This window comes from Streptomyces sp. G5(2025) (assembly GCF_049542075.1).
Lineage (GTDB): Bacteria > Actinomycetota > Actinomycetes > Streptomycetales > Streptomycetaceae > Streptomyces.
This window is the reverse complement of the sequence record NZ_JBMUZT010000006.1, coordinates 612886-633097: the sequence shown is the minus strand read 5'-3', so window position 1 is coordinate 633097 and position 20212 is coordinate 612886. Positions and strand designations below refer to the sequence as shown.

20 protein-coding genes are annotated in these 20212 nt (G+C 72.0%); 7 read left to right on the top strand and 13 right to left on the bottom strand.

From position 1 onward, the window contains the following. Positions 1-15: 15 nt before the first annotated feature. Positions 16-495 (bottom strand): SRPBCC family protein, encoded by a 480-nt coding sequence (locus ACOBQB_RS13630; RefSeq protein ID WP_423591768.1) that lies wholly within the window; start codon positions 493-495, stop codon positions 16-18. Continuing rightward, complete coding sequence (locus ACOBQB_RS13625) at positions 483-1433, bottom strand: RNA polymerase sigma-70 factor (protein WP_423591767.1); 951 nt, start codon at positions 1431-1433, stop codon at positions 483-485. Before ACOBQB_RS13625 ends, ACOBQB_RS13630 begins: the two co-directional genes overlap by 13 nt. 182 nt (positions 1434-1615) lie before the next feature. Here ACOBQB_RS13625 and ACOBQB_RS13620 point away from each other — a divergent pair, with 182 nt between their 5' ends. Then, a complete protein-coding gene (locus ACOBQB_RS13620) occupies positions 1616-2149 on the top strand; it encodes a GNAT family N-acetyltransferase (RefSeq protein WP_423591765.1) in 534 nt (177 codons plus the stop codon). Positions 2150-2196: 47 nt separating this feature from the next. Here the strand turns inward: ACOBQB_RS13620 and ACOBQB_RS13615 are convergent, their stop codons facing one another. The 6 genes from ACOBQB_RS13615 to ACOBQB_RS13590 form a co-directional block, all read right to left on the bottom strand. Further along, positions 2197-2694, bottom strand: coding sequence for a hypothetical protein (locus tag ACOBQB_RS13615; RefSeq protein WP_423591764.1), 498 nt, complete (start codon positions 2692-2694; stop codon positions 2197-2199). A 53-nt stretch (positions 2695-2747) separates the two neighbouring features. Next, positions 2748-3995: an aromatic ring-hydroxylating oxygenase subunit alpha gene (locus tag ACOBQB_RS13610; protein WP_423591762.1), complete on the bottom strand. Its 1248-nt coding sequence runs from the start codon at positions 3993-3995 to the stop codon at positions 2748-2750. Positions 3996-4092: 97 nt separating this feature from the next. Further along, a complete protein-coding gene (cydC, locus tag ACOBQB_RS13605; protein ID WP_423591760.1) occupies positions 4093-5853 on the bottom strand; it encodes a thiol reductant ABC exporter subunit CydC in 1761 nt (586 codons plus the stop codon). Beyond that, a complete protein-coding gene (cydD, locus tag ACOBQB_RS13600; RefSeq protein ID WP_423591758.1) occupies positions 5850-7541 on the bottom strand; it encodes a thiol reductant ABC exporter subunit CydD in 1692 nt (563 codons plus the stop codon). The genes cydC and cydD overlap by 4 nt, the downstream gene beginning before the upstream one ends. 63 nt (positions 7542-7604) lie before the next feature. Next, positions 7605-8708, bottom strand: coding sequence for a cytochrome d ubiquinol oxidase subunit II (locus ACOBQB_RS13595; RefSeq protein ID WP_423598452.1), 1104 nt, complete (start codon positions 8706-8708; stop codon positions 7605-7607). 63 nt (positions 8709-8771) lie between these two features. Further along, positions 8772-10073: a cytochrome ubiquinol oxidase subunit I gene (locus ACOBQB_RS13590; RefSeq protein WP_423591756.1), complete on the bottom strand. Its 1302-nt coding sequence runs from the start codon at positions 10071-10073 to the stop codon at positions 8772-8774. Between the two features lie 215 nt (positions 10074-10288). Here ACOBQB_RS13590 and ACOBQB_RS13585 point away from each other — a divergent pair, with 215 nt between their 5' ends. Further along, positions 10289-11245 (top strand): LysR family transcriptional regulator, encoded by a 957-nt coding sequence (locus ACOBQB_RS13585; RefSeq protein ID WP_423591754.1) that lies wholly within the window; start codon positions 10289-10291, stop codon positions 11243-11245. On the opposite strand, the gene ACOBQB_RS13580 is transcribed toward ACOBQB_RS13585, so the two are convergent. The 3 genes from ACOBQB_RS13580 to ACOBQB_RS13570 form a co-directional block, all read right to left on the bottom strand. Further along, complete coding sequence (locus ACOBQB_RS13580) at positions 11242-11481, bottom strand: hypothetical protein (RefSeq protein WP_423591753.1); 240 nt, start codon at positions 11479-11481, stop codon at positions 11242-11244. The two genes, ACOBQB_RS13585 and ACOBQB_RS13580, sit on opposite strands and share 4 nt — an antisense overlap. A 185-nt stretch (positions 11482-11666) precedes the next feature. Beyond that, the gene (locus tag ACOBQB_RS13575) at positions 11667-12140 is read right to left on the bottom strand and encodes a DIP1984 family protein (protein ID WP_423591752.1); all 474 of its coding nucleotides are present in this window, start codon (positions 12138-12140) and stop codon (positions 11667-11669) included. 169 nt (positions 12141-12309) lie between these two features. Continuing rightward, on the bottom strand, positions 12310-13053 hold the full coding sequence (locus ACOBQB_RS13570) for a S1 family peptidase (protein WP_423591751.1): 744 nt from the start codon (positions 13051-13053) through the stop codon (positions 12310-12312). Between the two features lie 464 nt (positions 13054-13517). On the opposite strand from ACOBQB_RS13570, the gene ACOBQB_RS13565 reads away from it, so the two are divergent. After that, positions 13518-13895, top strand: a complete 378-nt coding sequence (locus ACOBQB_RS13565) for a VOC family protein (RefSeq protein WP_423591749.1) — start codon at positions 13518-13520, stop codon at positions 13893-13895. Between the two features lie 114 nt (positions 13896-14009). Here ACOBQB_RS13565 and ACOBQB_RS13560 read toward each other — a convergent pair whose 3' ends face one another. Together ACOBQB_RS13560 and ACOBQB_RS13555 are read right to left on the bottom strand one after the other, a co-directional pair. Continuing rightward, on the bottom strand, positions 14010-14756 hold the full coding sequence (locus ACOBQB_RS13560; protein WP_423591748.1) for a cysteine hydrolase family protein: 747 nt from the start codon (positions 14754-14756) through the stop codon (positions 14010-14012). Further along, on the bottom strand, positions 14756-15340 hold the full coding sequence (locus tag ACOBQB_RS13555; RefSeq protein WP_423591746.1) for an isochorismatase family protein: 585 nt from the start codon (positions 15338-15340) through the stop codon (positions 14756-14758). The genes ACOBQB_RS13560 and ACOBQB_RS13555 overlap by 1 nt, the downstream gene beginning before the upstream one ends. 175 nt (positions 15341-15515) lie before the next feature. Here ACOBQB_RS13555 and ACOBQB_RS13550 point away from each other — a divergent pair, with 175 nt between their 5' ends. The 4 genes from ACOBQB_RS13550 (at position 15516) to ACOBQB_RS13535 (ending at position 20186) form a co-directional block, all read left to right on the top strand. Continuing rightward, on the top strand, positions 15516-16514 hold the full coding sequence (locus tag ACOBQB_RS13550) for a GlxA family transcriptional regulator (RefSeq protein ID WP_423591744.1): 999 nt from the start codon (positions 15516-15518) through the stop codon (positions 16512-16514). A 119-nt stretch (positions 16515-16633) separates the two neighbouring features. Further along, entirely contained in the window at positions 16634-17902 is a 1269-nt protein-coding gene (locus ACOBQB_RS13545) for a lycopene cyclase family protein (protein WP_423591742.1), read from the top strand. After that, positions 17899-18618: a class I SAM-dependent methyltransferase gene (locus tag ACOBQB_RS13540; RefSeq protein WP_423591740.1), complete on the top strand. Its 720-nt coding sequence runs from the start codon at positions 17899-17901 to the stop codon at positions 18616-18618. Before ACOBQB_RS13545 ends, ACOBQB_RS13540 begins: the two co-directional genes overlap by 4 nt. Beyond that, positions 18615-20186: an FAD-dependent oxidoreductase gene (locus ACOBQB_RS13535; RefSeq protein ID WP_423591739.1), complete on the top strand. Its 1572-nt coding sequence runs from the start codon at positions 18615-18617 to the stop codon at positions 20184-20186. The genes ACOBQB_RS13540 and ACOBQB_RS13535 overlap by 4 nt, the downstream gene beginning before the upstream one ends. Positions 20187-20212: the final 26 nt, after the last annotated feature.

Genomic DNA, 20212 nt, shown 5'->3' with positions numbered 1-20212 from the left:
CGTGAACCCGTTCGGCTACCCGTGCGGCGTGGTCCGCCCGGCTGCTCCCCGCGCGGCGGTCAGAGCGGTGTCGGCTGCTTCCAGGATGGTGCCAAAGGTGCGTGTGATGACCGGCCGCGCCACGTGCCGGGTCAGGGCCGCGCCGAGCAACGGCACCCGGACCTCGGCGCGCGTGGTCCAGCGGACCAGTGTGCCGCCGTCCACCTCGGCGAACGTCATACGCCCCACCTCGTGCCGGGACGGCGGCAGGCTGCGGTCCACGACGTACTCCGTGGAGTACGGCGGGTCGTACTGGGTGATGCGTTCCCGGAACCAGCCGATCAGCCAGAGGTGGCCGCGCACCGCGCCGACCCCGTAGGGCGCGCCCTCGCCGCGCCGGGTCAGACGGCAACGCACCACCCAGGGTGAGCGCGTGTAGTTCGTGGTCGTCGTGAGCCAGGCGAAGACGTCGTCGATCGGGGCGTTGACGACACGTTCGACCGTCATGGTTTCCATGGCCGGAGTCCTCCTCTGTCGAGAGCGCGCACGGTGTCGGCGCGGTGCAGCTTGTCGGGGTTGCGGATGCCGTACAGGCCGGTGATCCGGCCGTCCCGGATCTCGAAGGCGAGCAGCCAGTCCAGCTCGCCGCCCGCGAGGAACCGCGCGGCGGGCATGCCGTTGCAGGTGACGTGCTCGACGGGGGCGTCCGCGGCGCCGGTACGGGCCACGCCCAGGACGAACCGGGCCACCTCCTCGCGGCCGACGATCGGACGGCGGGCGGCCGACACCTTCCCGCCGCCGTCGGAGATCTGCACGACATCCGGGGCCAGGAGATCCATGAGCGCCTGGACCTCACCCGTCGCCGCCGCGAGCAGGAACCGCTGGATGATCTCCCGCGTGGCGTCGGAGTCGGGCTCGAAGCGGCGCCGCCGCGCGTGCACGTGCCGCCGGGCGCGGTGGGCGATCTGCCGGACGGTGACCTCGCTCTTGCCGATCGTGGCGGCGATCTCCGGATGGGTGTAGCCGAACACGTCGTGCAGCAGGAACACCGCGCGCTCGGCCGGGCCCAGCGTCTCCAGGACGAGCATCACGGCCATCGACACCGACTCGGCCAGGATGACGTCCTCGCTCACCTCGGGCGCGGTGCGGATCGGCTCGGGCAGCCAGGTGCCGACGTACTCCTCACGCCGCGCCCTGACCGCGCGCAGGTGGTTGAGGGCCTGGCGGGTCACCACGCGGACCAGATAGGCGCGCGGATGTTCGACCTCGGCACGGTCGACCGCGCTCCACCGCAGATAGCTCTCCTGGAGTACGTCCTCGGCGTCGGTGGCGCTGCCCAGCATCTCGTAGGCGATGGTGAACAGCAGGGGGCGGTGCTCGATGAACGGGTCATCGGCCCGTCCCGGCCCCGGAGCGCACGGTTCGCCCGGCGGGTCCACACACTGGTCGTTCACACGGCTCCTCTCCTGAGCCCTCGAACCCTTGGGGCTCATGGGCGTCCGTCCGGACATGCCCATCGAGACACCCCGCTCCGGCGAACCGTGACAGGTCGGCCGTGTGATCTGCTTCACATGGGGCCGGAGCGGAGCGAGCCGCCGATTAACGATCAGCGCCCCGCCTTGGGCAGGATGGGTCCATGACCGAGATCCGCACGCCCCGCCTCCTCCTCCGCCGATGGCACGACGACGACCTCTCGTCCATGGCGGAGATCAACGCGGACCCGCGGGTGATGCACTGGGTCGATGACGGCCGGGTCCGCGACCTGGAGCAGACCGCGGAGGACATCGAGCGGTGGGAGGAGGAGTGGGACGACGAGGGCTACGGCCTCTTCGCCGTCGAGCTCCTCGCCTCGGGCGAGCTGGCCGGCTTCACCGGCCTGTACGTGCCGGAGTTCCTGCCGGAGGCGGCGGCCGACGCGGCCATCGCCTGGCGGCTCGGCGCCCAGTTCTGGGGCCAGGGGTACGCCTCCGAGGCCGCCCAGGCCACGCTGGAGTTCGCGCTCCAGGACCGTGGAATCGACCGGGTCGTCAGTATCCACCGGGTGGGCGACAACGCTTCCGAGAACGTCGTGCGCAAGCTCGGCATGCACCTGGAACGCGAGGTGGAGCACCCGGAGTACGGCCACCCGCTGTTCGTCCACGCCATCGACCTCACCGAGTTCCAGGCGTGAGGCGCGGCGCGGCGTGACCACGTCGGCGCGCCACAGCGGCGTCCGCGCTACAGCAGGTGCGCGTTGGGCGCCTTCGCCGCGTCGGCGTACTCCGGCAGTTCGAGTACGGTGACGCCCGCGCCCTCCAGGAACTCCGTGCCGTGCGCCTCGGGCAACGATGTGCCGGGCTCGCGCCAGGCGGTGACCAGCCGCCGCACCCCCGACTCGCTGATCAGCCGGGCGCAGGCGCGGGGCCGCGAGGCGCGCCGCGCGCACGGTGCCAGGGAGCTGTAGACCGTCGCTCCGGCCAGCCGCGGATCGGCGGGGTCGATCTTGGCGAAGGCGTCTTCCTCGGCGTGGTCGTCCGGGTCCCTCTCGCGGGAGTGGGCGCGGGCCAGCTCGGTGCCGTCGTCGGCGACGACGACCGCGCCCACGCTGAGCGCGGTGTCGGAGGGCGGGCACTGCGTGGCGAGCCGGCAGGCGATCGCCAGCCAGGCCCGGTCGGCGACGGTGGGCCGGTCGCCGGGGCCGGGCAGGCCGCAGGCGGCGGGGGAGTGGTCGTTCATACGGTGGTGGCCTCCTTGGTGGCGTACCGGAGGAGTACCACGAAGCCGCCGGGTCAGAGCTGTTCGGGGGCAGGGGCCGGGGCCGGGTGTGCGGGCGCCAGGCGGTCGGCCAGATACCGCTGGAACTGCCACAGGGGCCGCTCCAGATGCGAGAAGCGCCCGCCCGAGGGCGCCGGATCGGTCGCCAGGCCCCGCTGCACGCCCCGCACGGCGACCAGATCCTCGTTCTGGATCATCTCGAACTGCCGCCGGGACGCCTCGACGTACGCCCCGAAGTCCGGGTCCCGCTCGGCCCGCGCCGGGACCAGTACCGTCACGAGCGCGTCATGTGTGGCCGGACCGGTCGGCACCCAGCGCACGAAGGTGACGCTGTCGGGCAGCAGAGCCATCACCAGGTTCGGGAAGAGGCCCGCGACCGTCATGCCGGACAGCTCCCGCTCGCCGAGGCCCGGGATCAGGGTCCCGACCCTCGGAGCGTCCCCGTCGGCCAGGCCCGGCGCGTCGAGCGCGAACGGCGTGTACATGCTGAACCAGCGCCCTTCGCTCTCGTCGACGACCGTGTCCTTGCCGGGGACGAGGGTGTCGAGCGTGGAGGCGTGCGTCCCCATGTGGTGGTAGTTCTCCGAGCCGTTCTCGAACGCGACCTTCCAGTTCGCGGGCACGCCCTCCCACCGGTCCGTGTACGCGACGACGAGGTCCGCCAGACCGTAGGGCGCGATCCGGTCGGTCAGCTCGGCCAGCTGCGGCGCGAGCGGCGGGACGGCCGGGTCGGCGCAGACCATGAGGAGCCCGTTCCACTCCTCCAGGCGGTACCGGGGCAGCCTGCACGCCGCACGGTCGAAGTCGACCTTGCTCATCATCGGGGCGCCGGCCAGCTGCCCCGCGTACTCGCCGTTCAGCCGGTACGTCCAGGTGTGGTACGGACACATGAGGCGCTCCAAGGACCCCTGCTCCGGGGTGGTCTCGGGCGGCAGGATGTCCATGAAGCGGTGCCTGCACACCCGCGAGAGCGCGTGCAGGCCGCCCTCCTCGTCGCGGGTGACGACCAGCGGCTCACCGGCCGCTTCGGTGCGGAGATAGTCACCGGGCCGGGCGACCTGGGAGACGTGGCCGACGCACAGCCAGTCGCCGCGGAAGACACGGTCGTGTTCGAGCCGGTGGAAGCCCTCGTCGGTGTAGGCGCGGGCGGGCAGGGTCTCGCCGCGCTCCAGGGGCAGCGCGGCGACGCGGGCCAGCTCGTCGAGAAGGGGCTGAAGCCCTTCGTGCCGGGGGTGAGGTCCATCAGATACGTCGTGCAGCATGGTGCCACCGCCTTCGTCCGGGATCTCCTTCCATGCTGGGTCGCCGCCCCGGACGGCGAATCACCACCGGGAACGACATTCCGGTACATCCTTTGGATTACTGGCAAATCGGCTCCGTCTCGCGCGCCGGGACCCGGTGGCCGGATGAGCACGCGTCCAGATCCACGATCCGGTCGGCGGCGGCGATCCCCGACCGGTCATGGGTGACCAGAAGCGTGGTGCGGCCCCGCGTGGCGTCGAGGATGTCGGCGAGCACGGCGGCGGCGGTGTGCGGGTCCAGTCCCTCGGTGGGTTCGTCCAGGACGAGGACGGGCGGGTCGGCGAGGAGCGCGCGGGCCAGCAGCAGACGACTGCGCTGGCCGCCCGACATCGCGGCGCCGTCCCCGCCGAGGAGCGTGTCCCAGCGGTCGGGCAACGACTCGATCCAGTCCAGGAGCCGCGCCCGGCCGGCCGCCTCGCGCAGGTCGGCGTCCGTGGCGCCGGGGCGGGCCAGGAGGAGGTTGGCACGGACCGTGGCATGGAAGACATGCGCGTCCTGGGTCATGCCGGTGATCGCGCGCCGCGCGTCGGCGCCGGCGAGGTCACGCAGTTCGCGCCCGCCGACGCGGATGCTCCCGGACTCGTACGGGATGAACCGCATCAGCGCCGCGATCAGCGTCGACTTGCCCGAGCCGCTGGCCCCGAGGAGCACGACCCGGTGGCCGGGCGGCAGCCGCAGGCTCACGCCGTCCAGGGCCGGGGGGCCGTCGGGGCGGTGGCGCACCCGCAGGTCGGTGATGTCGACGCCGAGCGGCTCGTCGACGCCGAGTGGCCCGGCGGCGGGCGGGTCGGTGACCGGGGGAGGCGTGTCGAAGAGGTCGGCCAGCCTGCGCGCCGACGCCCGCACTTCCGCGAGTCGCCGGGCGGCGGCGGGCAGCGGCCCCAGAGCATCGAAGGCGACCAGCGCGAGCACCGCGAGAACGGTCAGCTGTACGGCGGCCAGATCGCCGCCCGCGTGCGCGCGCAGCGCCAGCCAGGCCACCCCGACCGTCGCCCCGCCTTGCAGCAGGAGCACCACGGCCGAGGCGAGCGAGGCGGTGAGGGCCGCTCGGCGCTCCAGGGCGGCGATCCGGGCGGCGGCGCGCCGGGCCCGCTCAGCCGCGCGGTCCCGGGCGCCGTACGCGGCGAGGTCCGCCGCTCCTTGCGTCAAGTCCAGGGTGAGCGCGGCCAGTTCACCTCGGGCGGCCTTCTGCGCGCGGCCCGTACGACGGGACAGCGCGAGCACCAGGGCGGGGACGCAGAGCCCCGCCACGGCCAGGAGCAGGCCGAGCACGAAGCCCGCCTGGGGCAGGAGCGCCATGGCAGTCCCGGTGGCGGCGACGGCCACCGCGCAGGCGGCCGCGCCGGGGAACAGTACCCGCAGCAGCAGGTCCTGCGCGGCGTCCACGTCGTCGACCAGGCGGGTCAGCAGATCACCGCCGCGGAAGGCGGGCGTGCCCGCGGGGGCGAGCGGCACCAGGGCCTCGTACACCCGGGTGCGGAAGCCGGCGACGGCCCGCAGCACGCCGTCGTGCCCGAGGAGCCGGTCGGCGTAGCGCAGGGCTCCCCGCCCCAGGGCCAGCGCGCGTACGGCGACGATCGCCAGGCTCACGGACGCGATCGGCGGCTGCTCCGCGGCACGGGTGATCAACCAGGCGGCGGTGGCCATCAGCGCGGCGGCGGCGAGCTCACTGCCGACCGACGCGAGCACGGCGGGCAGCAGCCTGCGCCAGTACGGCAGGAGGTGCCGCAGGAGGCGGAGGGTGGGGCGGGAGGCGCGTGCGGGGACGGGTCCTGGGTGGCGTACGGCCCCGGGCCCTTTCGTGTGATTCTCTGTCACGACGTCACCAGGCCCTGAGACGCGGCTGCTTGGGGCAGTGCCAGACCGCCCGCCCGTACCGTCACGATCCGGTCGGCATGCGGCAACAGGCTTGTGCGGTGTGCGACCACGAGCGCGGTCCGGCCGCGCAGGAGCGCGACGGTGGCGCGCGTGACGGCGGCCTCGCTCTCGGGGTCGAGATGGGCGGTCGGCTCGTCGAGGAGAAGGAGGGGCGCGTCCTTGAGGAACGCGCGGGCCAGGGCGACACGTTGGCGCTGCCCGGCGGAGAGCCCGGCGCCGTGCTCGCCGAGCACTGTGTCGTACGCCTGTGGCAGCCGCTCGACGAAGAGATCGGCCGAGGCCGCCCGCGCCGCCTCCCGCACCTCGGCGTCGCTCGCGTCGGGCCGCCCGAGGCGGATGTTGTCCGCGACGGACGCCGCGAACAGGTGGGGGCGCTGCGGTACCCACGCGACCTGCGTGCGCCAGGTGTCCGGATCGACGTCCGCGAGGTCGGTGCCGCCGACCTCGACCCGGCCCGACGCAGGGGCCACGAAGCCCAGGAGCAGCGCCAGCAGCGTGGACTTGCCCGCCCCGCTCGGGCCGACCAGCGCCACATGCTCGCCGGGGCGGACGTCGAGGGAGACCCGCCGCAGGGCGGGCGCGGCCCTGCCGGGGTAGCGGACGGTGACCGCGTCGAGGCGCAGGCGTGCCGTGCGCGCCGCAGGGACCGGGACGGGAGGAGCCGCAGGCGGGGCGGGCGCCTCCTCCGCGTCGAGGAGCGCGAAGACCCGCTCGGCCACCGCGATGCCCTCGGCGCTGTCATGGAAGGCGGCGCCCGCCGCGCGCAGCGGCAGGTACGCCTCCGGGGCGAGGAACAGCACGGTCAGAGCCGTCCGCAGGACCAACTCGCCGCCGAGCAGCCGCAATCCGACCGGCACGGCCACCAGCGCCACGGAGAGCGTGGCGACCGTCTCCAGGACGAAGGAGGACAGGAACGCCACGCGCAACGTCCGCATCGTGGCCCGCCGGTGCGCCTCCGCCATCTCGCCCACCACCCGGGTCTGATGCGCCTCACGGCCGAAGGCGCGCAGCGTCGGCAGCCCGGCGACCACGTCCAGGAAGTGACCGCCGAGGCGCGCGAGGAGCGACCACTGCCGGGCGGTGCGCCGGGCGGTGTGCAGGCCGACCAGCGCACCGAACACCGGGATCAGCGGCAGCGTCACGACGACGATCAGCGCCGACGTCCAGTCGGTCCACCCCAGCCAGGCGACGACCGTCACCGGCACCACCGCGGTGGCCGTCATCGTGGGCAAGTAGCCGACGACGTACGGGTCCAGGGCGTCGAGGCCCCGGGTGAGCAGGGTGGCCGTCTCGCCGTGGCGGCGGGCCGCCAGCCGTCGCGGCGCGGTGTGGCGCAACCGGCCGGTGATCCGCTCCCGCAGAACCCGCTTGGCGTCGGCCGCGGCGCGTTGCGCGAGGGCGCCGCGGGCCCACGTCAGCAGTGCGCGCAGGGCCATGACGCAGCCCAGCGCGGCCAGCGGGGCGGTCCCGGGCTCCCGCCCGGCGAACCCGTCCGCGAGGAGCCCGGCGAGCAGCACCGCCTGGGCCACGACGGTCCCGGCGCCGAGCAGCGCCAGCGTCGCGGACCACGCCATGTGGCGGCGCAGCGCGGGGAGTTCACGCAGCAGGCGGCGTTCGACCGGCTTCATCTCGGTGCCTTTGCCTCTCGTCGATCGTGCGGTTTCAGCGGTGGACGGCGTGCACCGGGGGCTTCAGAAGTAGCTGGGGTGACGGCGGCCCGTCCGCCCGCGAAAAGCCCACCAACTCCACGTCTGGTAGGCGAGGATCACCGGAACCAGCACGATGCCGAACGCCGTGAGGATCTTCAACGTCACGCCGTCCGTCGCCGCCTGACCGATGGTCATCCCGCCCCCGGCCGCGTCGGTGAGGACGTACGGGTAGTGGCCGGCCCCGACGAGCAGCACCGGCAGCACCGCGGCGCAGGATGTGCCCGCGAACCCCCGGACGTGGTACCCGCGGGCCAGGGACCACCAGGCGCCGGCCAGCGCCGCCGCGAACAGGACGGCGAGCACCGCCGAGGTCCCGCGGTTGTTCATCGAGGCGCCCGCGCCGAAGAGCGTGAGGAGCAGGGGAAGGCAGGCCACGGCTCCGGTCGCCCGCAGCAGGAGCGCCCCCGACCGCCGTGCCCTGGACGCCACGTCGGGGCCCGATCGCAGGGCGACGAAGGCCGCGCCGTGCGCCGCGAAGAGCAGCGCGGTGGTCAGGCCACAGCCCAGCACGAAGGGCGTGAGCACCTCGCCGGGCCCGATGTGGAAGCTGCCGTCGGCGCGGCGGGGCACGCCGTGGAGCAGCAGCCCCAGGACGAGCCCCCAGCACACGGCGGGCAGCGCGCCGCCGAGCACGATCAGGGCGTTCCACCGCCGGCGGCTGGCGGCGCCGCGGGCGCGCCCGCGCAGCTGTACCGCGGCGTTGCCGAGGACCAGGCCGGCGAGGATCGCCACGATCAGCGGATACAGCCCGGACAGGAGGGTGCCCTCCAGGTGCGGGAAGGCGCCGAAGAGAACGCCGGTGAAGGCGACCAGCCAGACCTCGTTGCCGAGGAAGAACGGCGCGATGGCGTCGAGCGCGGCGTTCCCGCGCAGGGGCTTCTCGTCATGACCGTCATGACCGTCATGACCGTCGTGACTGACGTGACCGTCCTGGCTGGCCTGGCCGTCCTGGCTGGCCTGGCCGTCCTGGCCGTCCCGGCCGAGGAAGGGGTGCAGCATCTGTGCGCCGTAGTCATAGCCGCCGAGCACGAAGTACCCGGCGAGCAGCAGGCCGAGGAGGGCCAGCCAGGCGGTCTCCAGATTCATCTCGCTCAACTCGCTCAACTTCCTTCGGGGTAGGGGCGGGGGCGGCAGCGCGCTGCGCCCGGCTCAAAAGGCGGGCAACGGCTGCTTCTCGTCGGCGCCGCCCTCCGGCCCCTCGGGGACGTCGTCCGGGAGCGGCTCGGTGGCGCCGAGCTGTGTGGCGTCGGGGCCGCGGAGGGCGAAGCGCGTGATGAGGGTCCAGTTCGTCACCGCCAAGGCGAGGAAAATGGCGATGAACAAGGTGCAGGACACCAGCAGCGAGGTCCGGCCGACGTGGGAGAGAGCGTCCTCGACCGTCAACTGGCCGTACACGATCCAGGGTTGCCGCCCGACCTCGCGGACGACCCAGCCGCCGACGGAGGCGACGAAGGGGAACGGAACCGTCGCCACCAGGATCCAGGAGGCCCACCGCCAGCGCATCAGACGGTCCTTCCACAGGAGGACGAGGGCGATGAAGGTGATGGTGGAGACCGTGTTGCCGATGATGGTCATGACGTCCATCGAGATCCGCACGGTGTCCTGCCAGGGCACGTAGTCGCCCGGCCCGTGCTCCTTGACGAGCTGTGCCTGTACTTCGGCGACGCCGCTGTTCTCCAGCACCGCGTCCTTCATGGGCTGCGTGCGCTCGATGATGGGCCGCTGCATCTCGCCCACGACGACCACGAAGAAGGAGGCGACCGTCGACACCCAGAGCCCCAGCTTGAGGGAGGTGCGGAAAAGCTCCGTCTCCTCGGTGCGCCGCAGGAAGTGGTACGCGCTGACACCCGCGACGAAGACACCGCCCGTCGTCAGAGCGCCCAGCGTGAGGTGGAGGAGGGCGACCAGGGCGCTGGAGTTCGTGAGCAACGCTCCGAAGTCGGTCAAGTAGGCGGCGCCGTCGCGTACTTCGTAACCCACCGGGTGCTGCATGAAGCCGTTGGCGATCAGGATCCAGTACCCCGAGGCGTACGCGGTCAGGGTGACCAGCCAGATCAGCGTGATGTGCACGCCCCCGCGCAGCCGGCCCCAGCCGAAGATCCACATGCCGAGGAAGGTGGACTCGGCGAAGAAGGCGATGAGGGTCTCCAACGCCAGTGGGGCCCCGAAGACGTTGCCCGCGAACTTGCTCAGCCCGCTCCAGCTGAGCCCGAACTGGAACTCCATGACGAGGCCGGTGACGATGCCGACCGCGTAGTTGATGACGTAGAGCTGTCCCCAGAAGCGGGTCGTACGCTCCCGGAGGGCTCTTTTGACGGGATCACGGGTGAACACGGCGCGGGTGTGCATGACCGCCACGAGGGGGACGAGCCCCATGGTGAGGATCACGAACAGCCAGTGGATGCCGGTCGTGGCCGCGAACTGGAGTCGGGCCAGATCCGCAGCGCTCATGAGGCGACCTTCCTGGGGGACGAACGGCCGTAGGACGGCGGACGCGACGGGTGGCGGAAACGGAACGCGTGGCGGAAACGGAACGCGTGCCTGAGGACGACGCTAGAGAGATTTGCTCATGCGTTCCAAGACCGGTTTAGTCATGTGCAGATAACCCAGAAGGCATAAGCGACCCAGAGGGCACAAGTTCCAGAGGGCATAAGTGAAGGGGGACCGTGGATCTTCTGCAGTTGCGCTATTTCCAGGCCGTCGCACGGTACGAGCACATCAGCCGCGCGGCCGAGGAGCTACGGATCGCCCAGCCCTCGCTCAGCCGCGCCATCGCGCGCCTGGAGGCCGACCTCGGCTCGGCGCTCTTCGACCGCGAGGGCCGCCGCGTCCGGCTCAACCAGTACGGCGCGATCTTCCTGCGCCATGTCGACCGCGCCCTGAGCGAACTGGACGACGGGCGCAGGGCCGTCCGCGAGGCACGTGACACGGGCCTCGGCAGGGTCAGCGTCGCCTCCGAGACCCTGCTGACGGTCACCCCGCTCCTCGGCCGCTTCCGTGCCGCGTACCCCCGTGCCGACGTACGGCTCTACCAGTCGAACGCGGAGGAGATGGACCGTCGGCTGCGCGCCAGGGAGGTCGACTTCTGCATGGCGTCACAGCCGCTGAGCGGCACCAACTTCGAGTCGGTCGAGCTGACGCGGGAGGAAGTGCTGCTCGCCGTTCCCTGCGGGCACCGGCTGGACGGACGGGAGCGCGTGACCATCCCGGAGATCGCCGACGAGCCCTTCGTCTCCACCCGCGTCGGCCACTGGCAACGCGCCCTTTTGGACCGGCTGTTCGGGGCGGAGGGACTGACGCCGGTGCTGTCCTGCGAGAGCGACGAACCGGCCGCCAGCCAGGACATGATCAGCGCGGGCCTCGGCATCGGCCTCATCCCGGCGGCGTCCCGCCAGGCCGGCACGGAAACGCGCGTCCCCGTCGCCTGGGTGCATCTCGACGCGCCCGACTGCCACCGTGTCCTCACTCTCGTGTGGAACCGCGACACCCGCTTGTCCGAAGCGGCCCTGAAGTTCAAGGAGTTCACGCTCAGCAGACCGTTCATCACGCGCCGTCTCCCCGAACCGCACGACAAGTCGGCACCCGGCGGCCACACACCCGCCGCGCCTCCTGAGCGGCCCTAGCCCGGCGAGTCGAGCAGCCGACCGGAGTCGGCGCTCACGAACATGTACGGCCTGACGGCGGTTCTGCTCGCCCGCGGCCTCGGCGGGTACTTCATGAACGCCGGCGCCGCCACCGAATTCCAGCCGTTGAACACCGTCCCGTACTCGCCGCCCTCGGCGGCACTGTCGCGGTGGCCGCGAGCCGGCGTCAGTGGTGTGGAATCCCCGAACCCGCCCTCGCCGTCGTGGATCTGCACGTGGTGATGTGCTGTGCGCTGTGCACTGTCACCTGTGCGCGGTGCTGAGCTGCACTGTTGACGGGGAATCGAACCCCCGCGTTGCTCCTCACGCGCCAGGCGTGAGCCGGAAACCGCCGGCTCTCGGTCTGTGCACGCCTCCACGACGGCTACCTGCTCCACATCGTCACTCCCTGCCGGAGCGCTCAGTCCAGCAGATCGACCTCCCAGTTGGTGCGCTGGATGCGCACGTCGATCTCCCGGATGTCCCGCGCGAGCACGTCGGCCTGCCCGCGAAGCTCCGCGACCGGCAACGCGGCGAGCATCATCAGCTCGGAACGGAGCTGGCGGCCGTACCCCCGCTCGCCCGTAACCGCGGCCGCGTCGGCCGCCGAGGTGACCACCGAGTGGCGCAGCCGCAACACGTCCCGCCGCGCGAGCGCGTCGGTAAGGGTGCCGTGCTCGTCGCCCAGATCGGTCGCGGCGTTGGTCCGGTTGATCCGGCGGATGAGGTCCTCCAGCGAGCCGAGCACCTCGGAGACTTCGGCCAGCAACTGCGCCGCGTCCTCGGCGGGCGTCTCGCCCTCCTGATGGCGCGCGCTGCTGACGATGCGCGCCCGCAACTGCTCCACGCGACGCGTCGCGTCGGCCCGCTCCGCCAACGCCTCGGCAAGCTTCACTGTCCCACTGCCCCATTCATCGTGATCTCGCACGAGTATACGAATGTGAGGGCGCCCCCGCGCGGTGAGAGCGCGGGGGCGACGAAATGTGGGGCATGGGGCATGGGGCATGAGGCACTGCGGAGACGGAAGCCAAAGCCAAAGCCGCAGTCTTGCAGGTGACGGGCCGTCAGACTCCCGCGGTGCTCTGGATCCAGGAGCGGTACGCCGTCACGTTCGTGTACGCGGTCGTGGTCTGGCGGTCACTGGTGGAGGCCACGCCGACCTGTACGCCGTTGGCCATCATCGGGCCACCGGAGTCGCCGCCCGCGGTGATGCCGTCGCCGCGCCGGGCGCAGATGGCCTGGCCCTGGTAGGCGTCGCGGCAGCCGCCGGTCACGACGACGTTGGCGACCTTGAGGAGCCGGGACTGGCAGTTGATCTCCGAACCGCACTGGGACGTCGCTCCCCAGCCGTACACCTGCACGGTCTGGTTCACCGATACGGAGCCGGGGTTGCCGAGGCGTGCGTAGGTGCCTGCCACGGAGCGGTCGAGCTTGACCAGGGACAGGTCCGAACCGGAGTGGTTGTAGACGCTGACGCCGTTGGCCATGGTGCCGCCGGACGTCTGGTCGAGGCTGCCGATGCGGAACGAGAGGCCACCGCCGCTGACGCAGTGCTTGGCGGTGAGGATCCAGGTGGGGGCGATGATCGAGGCGCTGCACGTCTGCCGGCCGTTGGAGAAGAGCCGGGCCGCCCAGGGTGCGTTGCTGGCGTAGCCGCCGCCGATGATCGGCTGCGGGCCGTCGATGGACGCGACGACGGGCGCCTCGGTGCGGGCGCCGGACGCGCTCTGGGCGGCTGCCGTGGGGGCCAGCCCCAGAACGGCGAGTGCGGTGGCCGCGAGCGCGGGGACGAGTCTGGATATTCGCACGTTCGTCTCCATTGTGTGGGGGTGAGACGTCCTGGATGAGGACGAGACCGCATAGCTATGCAGTCGAAGCGCACGCGTCAGAGGCGGGTCGCTCGTGACGCGTGCATGCCATTGCGGGCTTGGGTGAATGTGGCAGAAGAGTTGTTGACGGCGCAAGAGGTCGACGCCGGATTCCTTCGCCTCGCGGGACCGAGGGTCGGTGCCGATCGCCGGCCGGCGTCGTTCGCGGGGAGGTGCGTCACCGTGAAGAGGGCGCGCGAAAGCCTTCTCCCGCAGAGTCCGGCGCTCTGGGTAGGCTTGCGATCTACCACATGATCAAGCATGTTCCTGGCTGAGCTATGACCGGAGAACGAGGGTCCGCGGCTGACCGTGGTCTCGACCTCGGCCGGAGCGGTCGCCGGCTCGACGGGACGCCCGCGGAAAACCGCGCGACAAGCCCCGCACAACTCGTGCAGGGTTGGCGGATGTTGGATCACATAGCCATCCAGGTGAATGACATCGCGGCCAGTGCCGCCTTCTACGACGCCGTACTCGCTCCGCTCGGGGGTGAGCGCAAGAAGCAGTACGGCCAGAACATCAGCTTCGGCGTCACCGGCCACCCGCTGTGGCTGGTCCCCACGGCCCCCACGAGCGACCCTGCGCCCGCGCGCGAGCTGCACATCGCCTTCGCCGCGGCCGACCGCTCCGCCGTCGACGCCTTCCACGCCGCGGCCCTCGCCGTGGGCGCCGAGGTTCTGCATGCGCCCCGGCTCTGGCCGGAGTACCACGAGGCGTACTACGGAGCCTTCGTCCGTGACCCCGACGGCAACAACGTCGAGGCCGTCTGCCACCACGGGCCCTGACGGGCTGCCCGGGGCGCGTCGTGGAGCGCGGGTGTCGCGCGCGTCGGCGGGGGAAGGAACCGGAGTTCCTTCCCCCGCCGAAGTCAGCCGAGGAGAGCGCTACTTGTTGCCGCGCTACTCAATGTCACGCTGCCGCGGGACCACGACGCCGAAGCGGTCCTGGATCGTGGCGAGCGCGGATTCGTGGACCTGCTCGGCGGGGATACCGTTGGGGTTGCCCTTGACCGGCAGCGGCCGGGTCGCGGAGGCGTCGCCCACCACGGTCGGGTGGTAGCCGTTGTAGACGGCGCCCTCGGCGGTGAACAGGGTGCACATGTGGGTCATGAATCCGGCGATGATGACGTTCTTGCGGCCGCTCTTCTTGAGCTCCGCGTCGAGGTTCGTGTCGTGGAAGCCGTTGGGGACGGCCTTCTCGACGACGGCCTCGCCCTTGGCCGGCTTGAGCTCCGGAACGATCTGCCCGGCCTTCGACTTGAGGTCGTACCCCTTTTCGACGATGTGGATGACCGGGGTGTCGGCCCGGCGGGCCCGCTCCAGCAGGGCCTTGGCGTTGTCCACCGACTCACGCCAGCCGTCGAGTTCCATCGGGCCGCCGGTGTAGACGTTCTGGTAGTCGACGAGGACCAGCGTGGCGTTGGACAGCTTCGCCGGCGTCTCGTCGAGCTTCATGATCTCGCGCAGCGTCGTGGTGTCCTTCGCGACGTTCTGCTCGGAGGACGGCGACGGCTTCTGGCCGTTCCGGTCGGTGCGGTTGTCCCGGTCGGTGCGGGCGGCGGCGTCGGTGTCTCCGCCGCACGCGGCCACGGTGGCCGCGAGAAGGGCGGTGGCACCCAGGATGACGAGCGAACGCAGCGGCTTCATCAGACGATCTCCTTCTGAGAGGCGGTGACGACCCCGTACAGGTCGGCGATGGTGGCGAGAGCGCCCTGGTGCACCTGGTCGGCAGGGACGTCGGTGCCCGCGACGGGCAGTGTGCGGGTGGCGGTGGCGTCGGCGGCGACCGTGGGACGGTTGCCGTTGAGGAACGCGCCCTGCGCCGTGAACGCGACACACATGTGGGTCATCCACCCCACGATGACGACGTCCTGGCCCTCCTTGAGGTGGCTCGCCAGGTCGGTGCCGACGAACGCGTTCGGGACCTGCTTGACGACGACCGGCTCGCCGTCGAGAGGGGCGACCTTCGGGTGGATCTGGCCGATCTCCGCCCGGATGTCGTACGGAGTTCCCTCCCCGCCATCGTTGATGACGTGCACGATCTCCGTGCCGGCAGCGCGCGCCCGGGCCAGCAGCTGCGCGGCGGCGTCGAGGGACCGCTCCCAGCCGTCGAGCTCCATTACGCCCTGGGTGTAGGTGTTCTGGAAGTCGATCAGGATGAGCGTCGACTCGGCCAGCTTCGCGGGCGCCTGGACGAAGCCGTTCAGCTCGCGCAGCGTGGTCCTGGACATGGGTGTACCGCCTTTGCGTCACGTAGGAGAGATCACAGCCCGACGTCGGCCCGTGTCGGTCCGGGAGGCTGTGCCCACCACGCTATGAGCCCGCAGCGGTGTCCACCATGACGTCTAACATGCAGAAACCGACCTACGGGTGGGTGGCACAGCGGCAGCGACACCAGGGGGAAGCGTGACGGAAACCGCGAAACGGCTCATCGTGATCGTGCTCTTCGAGGATGTGGACCTCCTCGACGTCACCGGGCCGCCGGAGGTGTTCGCGCTGGCCCGCCGGGAAACCGCGGACGCGGCCGGCTATCACGTGGTCCTCGCCGCCGAGACCATGGACCCGGTCACCACCGGCGCGGGTGTCCGTGTCCTGCCCGACCTCACCTTCGATGAGGCCGCCGAGCGCGGCATCAACACCCTCATCGTGCCGGGGGCCGTGGAGATCGACGACGACGGGCGCGTCCACCCCCTCGTCGACCCCGCACTGGTCGAACGGGTGAAGGCGCTCGCGGCACGGACGCACCGGATCACCTCGGTGTGTGTCGGGGCACATCTGCTCGCCGCCGCCGGGCTGCTCGACGGCAAGCGGGCCACCACGCACTGGTCGACCGCACCCCGACTGGCCGCCGACCACCCGGAGGTGAAGGTCGACGCCGACCCGATCTTCATCCGCGAGGGAAACGTATGGACCGGTGCCGGGATCAGCGCCTGCCTCGACCTCTCCCTCGCCCTGATCGCCGACGACCTCGGCGAGGCCGTCGCGCTGCGCGTGGCCCGCCAGTTGGTGATGTACCTCAAACGCCCCAGCGGCCAGAGCCAGTTCAGTGTCCCGCTGGAGCAGGTCTCCACCACCCGGCGCATCGAGGAGCTGCGCCACCACATCCTGCGGCACATCTCCGAGCCGCTCACCATCGTGGACCTCGCCGCGTACGCCCATGTCAGCGACCGGCATCTGACCCGCCTTTTCAAGAGCGAACTGGGCACGACCCCGCACGCGTACATCGAATCGGTGCGCGTCGAGAAGGCCCGCCGCGAGCTGGAGTCCTCCGACGCCACGCTCGACCGCATCGCATCCCTGTGCGGCTTCGGCACGACCGACACCCTCGTACGGGCCTTCCGCCGTCGTCTGCACACGACGCCGACGGAGTACCGGCGCAGGTTCCGGGTGCCTCACGTGTCCTGACCTCGGTGGCACGCGACCCCATGTCCCTGCGCCCGACGCCCCCCTCCCTGGGCCATGCTGACCACGCGAGAAGAGACGCACAAAAAGAGACGCACGAGAAGCGACGAACGAGGGGTGGCATGAACGACGCGGAGATCGCCATCGTGGGCGCCGGCGCGGCCGGGCTCTCCCTGGCCTACCGGCTCCGCGCCGCCCCACCCGGACATACGTGCCCCTCGATCGTGCTCATCGACGCTCCGCGCGGCCCCGCCCGGCCGCCCGAACGGACCTGGTGTTTCTGGGAGGCGCGCGACGGCGAGTTCGACATGGCACTGTCCGGCGCCTGGGACACCCTGCGCGTGCGCGCTCCCGATGGAACAGCCGTGGTCGGCTCCCCGGCCCCGCTGCGTTACAAGATGCTCCGCTCCAGCTCCTTCGAGGAACTGGTCACGACGCGCCTGGACCGCGAGCCGCGCGTGCGGCGCCTGGAGGCCGAGGTCGACGACGTGCGCGACCTGAGCGGGGGAGCGGAGGTACGCGGAGTCACCCCGCAGGGCGAATCGCTGGCACTGCGCGCCAGATGGGTGTTCGACTCACGCCCGCTCCGCACGCTGCCACCCGCCCGGACCACCCTCCTCCAGCACTTCCGCGGCTGGTTCGTCCGCACGGACCGGCCCGTCTTCGAACCGCGCCTCGCGGACCTGATGGACTTCCGCACCCCACAGCCCGCACACGGCCTGTCCTTCGCGTACGTGCTGCCCATGACTCCGTACGACGCCCTCGTCGAATACACGGAGTTCTCCCGCGCCGCCCTCGACGAACGCGCGTACGACGAAGCGCTGCGCGGCCATGTGACGCAGCGGCTCGGTATCAGCCGCTTCGAAGTGGTCCGTGTCGAGCAGGGCGTCATCCCCATGACCGACGCGCGCTTCCCCCGCCGGACCGGCCGTTCGGTCTTCCGTATCGGTACCGCGGGCGGGGCGACGCGGCCTTCGACCGGCTACACCTTCGCGGCAGTGCAACGGCAGGCGCGCGCCATCGCGAGCGCGTACCACCGCGGTCGTACGCCCGTGCCCCCACCGGCCCACGCGCGGCGTGCCCTGGCGATGGATGCCGTCATGCTGCGTGCCCTGGACTCCGGGCGCGTGGACGGAGCGGCGTTCTTCACCGGCCTGTTCCGCACGGTCCCGATGGCACGGCTGCTGCGGTTCCTCGACGGGCGCACCCGGTGGGACGAGGACTTTCGGATCGGCCTGCGCACACCCGTCCGCCCCATGCTCCGAACCGTCGCGGAACTGCCCCGGCTGCCGCGAGTACCCCGGCTGCCCCGGTCGCCGAGCCGCGCCACCACCACCGCACCGCCGGGCGACCCGACCGAACAGAACGAACCGAAAGAGACGCAGAGATGACGCTGCTGCGCGACGAAACCCTCTCCACCGCGTTCGACCACGCCGCCCGCACCTACGACCGCCTCGTGGCCGCCAACCCCGGTTACCACGCCCACCTGCGGCGCTCCGCCCGGCGCCGCGGACTGCCGGACGGCGGCGCCGGGCTGCGCGTCCTCGACCTCGGCTGCGGCACCGGGGCGTCCACCGCCGCCCTCCTGCGCGCGGCTCCCCTCGCCGAGATCGTCGCGGTGGACGCCTCGCGCGGCATGCTGGAGCGGGCCGCGGCCAAGCGGTGGCCGTCCGGGGTGCGCTTCGTCCACGCGGTGGCCGAGAGCCCGCACCGGACCGGGGTCGAGGGCCCCTTCGACGCGGTCTTCGCCGCCTACCTCTTCCGTAACCTCGCCGACCCGGACACGGTGCTCACCGCGGCGCGCGAACCGCTCGCCCCCCGGGGCCGGTTGGGCGTACACGAGTACACGCTCAGCGGCCGGACGCTCGACCGCGCGGTGTGGACCGCCGTGTGCAACGGCGTGGTGCTGCCCGTCGGCACACTGACCGGCGACCGCCGCCTCTACCGGCACCTGTTCCGCAGCGTCGTCGACTTCGACACGGCGGCCGCCTTCGCCGCGCGGGTACGGCGCACGGGCTTCCGCGAGGTGCGCGTCCTGCCGATGCCCGGCCGGCAGACCGGCATCGTGCACACCGTGACCGCCTCGGCCCCGGGCGCCGGGCGATGAACGGCCGCGCGACCGCCGCCCCCGCCAGCAGCGGCGCCCGCCACGGACGCGACCGGCGCGCACGCGTCGTACACGGCCCGCAAGGCGCGTCCCGCGTCTTTGGCACCGCGCCCCGCGTCGCCGTCATCGGCGGCGGCATCGCGGGCCTCGCCGCCGCGACCGCACTGGCGGAGCGCGGCGTCCATGTGACGGTGTACGAGCGGGAGCACCAGCTCGGAGGTCGGCTCAGGGGCTGGCCCGAGGAACTGGCCGACGGCTCCGCGGTCACCATGAGCCGCGGCTTCCACGCCTTCTTCCGCCAGTACTACAACCTGCGCGGCCTCCTGCGCCGCGCCGACCCCGCCCTGCACATGCTGCGCGGCCTGGCGGACTACCCGCTCCGGCACAGCGGAGGCCTCCAGGACAGCTTCGCGCGGGTGCCGCGCACCCCTCCGTGGAGCGCCCTCGGCTTCGCGGCCCTCAGCCCCACGTTCAGCTGGCGCGACCTGACGCGCATGAACCCCCGCGCCGCGCTGCCCCTGCTGGACGTACGCGTGCCCGACATCTACCGGCGGCTCGACCACCTCAGCGCCTGGGAGTTCCTGGAGCGGATCCGATTCCCCCGAGCGGCCCACCATTTGGCGTTCGAGGTGTTCTCCCGCAGCTTCTTCGCCGACCCGCACCGCCTCTCCGCGGCCGAGCTCGCCCTGATGTTCCACATCTACTTCCTCGGCTCCAGCGAGGGCCTGCTGTTCGACGTGCCGCGAGAACCGTTCCCGGCCGCGCTGTGGGACCCGCTCGCCCGCTGTCTCACCGGCCACCGGGCCGACATCCGCACCGGCCGGGCCGTCGAGCAGGTGGAGCCCGCGCGACATGGCGGCTTCCACGTCGTCACCGGGGACGGCGAACAGCACTGCGACGCCGTCGTCCTCGCCCTGGACGTCAAGGGCCTCCGCAGCGTCGTGGGACAGTCGCCGCTGTTCGTCGACGACGCCGTGTGGCGGGCGCGGATCATGGGCCTCGCGACCGCGCCGCCCTTCCTCGTCTCCCGGCTCTGGCTCGATCGCCCTGTAGCCCTCGACCGGCCCGGCTTCCTGGGTACGAGCGGTTACGGCTCCCTCGACAACGTCAGCGTGCTGGAACGCTGGGAGGGCGAGGCGGCCCGCTGGTCGGCCCGCACGGGAGGCTCGGTCGTCGAACTGCACGCGTACGCCGTCGACCCGGCCGCGGACCGGGCGGCGGAGCAGCGAAGCCTGTCGGCCCAACTGCACCGGCTCTACCCGGAGACCCGTGACGCCCGGATCGTCGACGCCCGCCACGAATGGCACGCCGACTGCCCGCTCTTCCCCGTCGGCGGCTACCGGACCAGGCCGACGGTAGGGACACCGGACCCGGCTGTCACGGTGGCGGGCGACATCGTGCGCAGCGATCTGCCGGTGGCGTTGATGGAACGGGCGGCGACGACAGGATTCCTCGCGGCGAACGCCCTGCTCGAACGCTGGGGTCTGCGGGGACAGACACTGTGGACGGTTCCGCCCAGGGGCAGGACCCCGGCCCTGCGCGCACTGAACCAACTGTTCGGCGACTGAACCGGCCGTACGGGACGTGAGGGCGG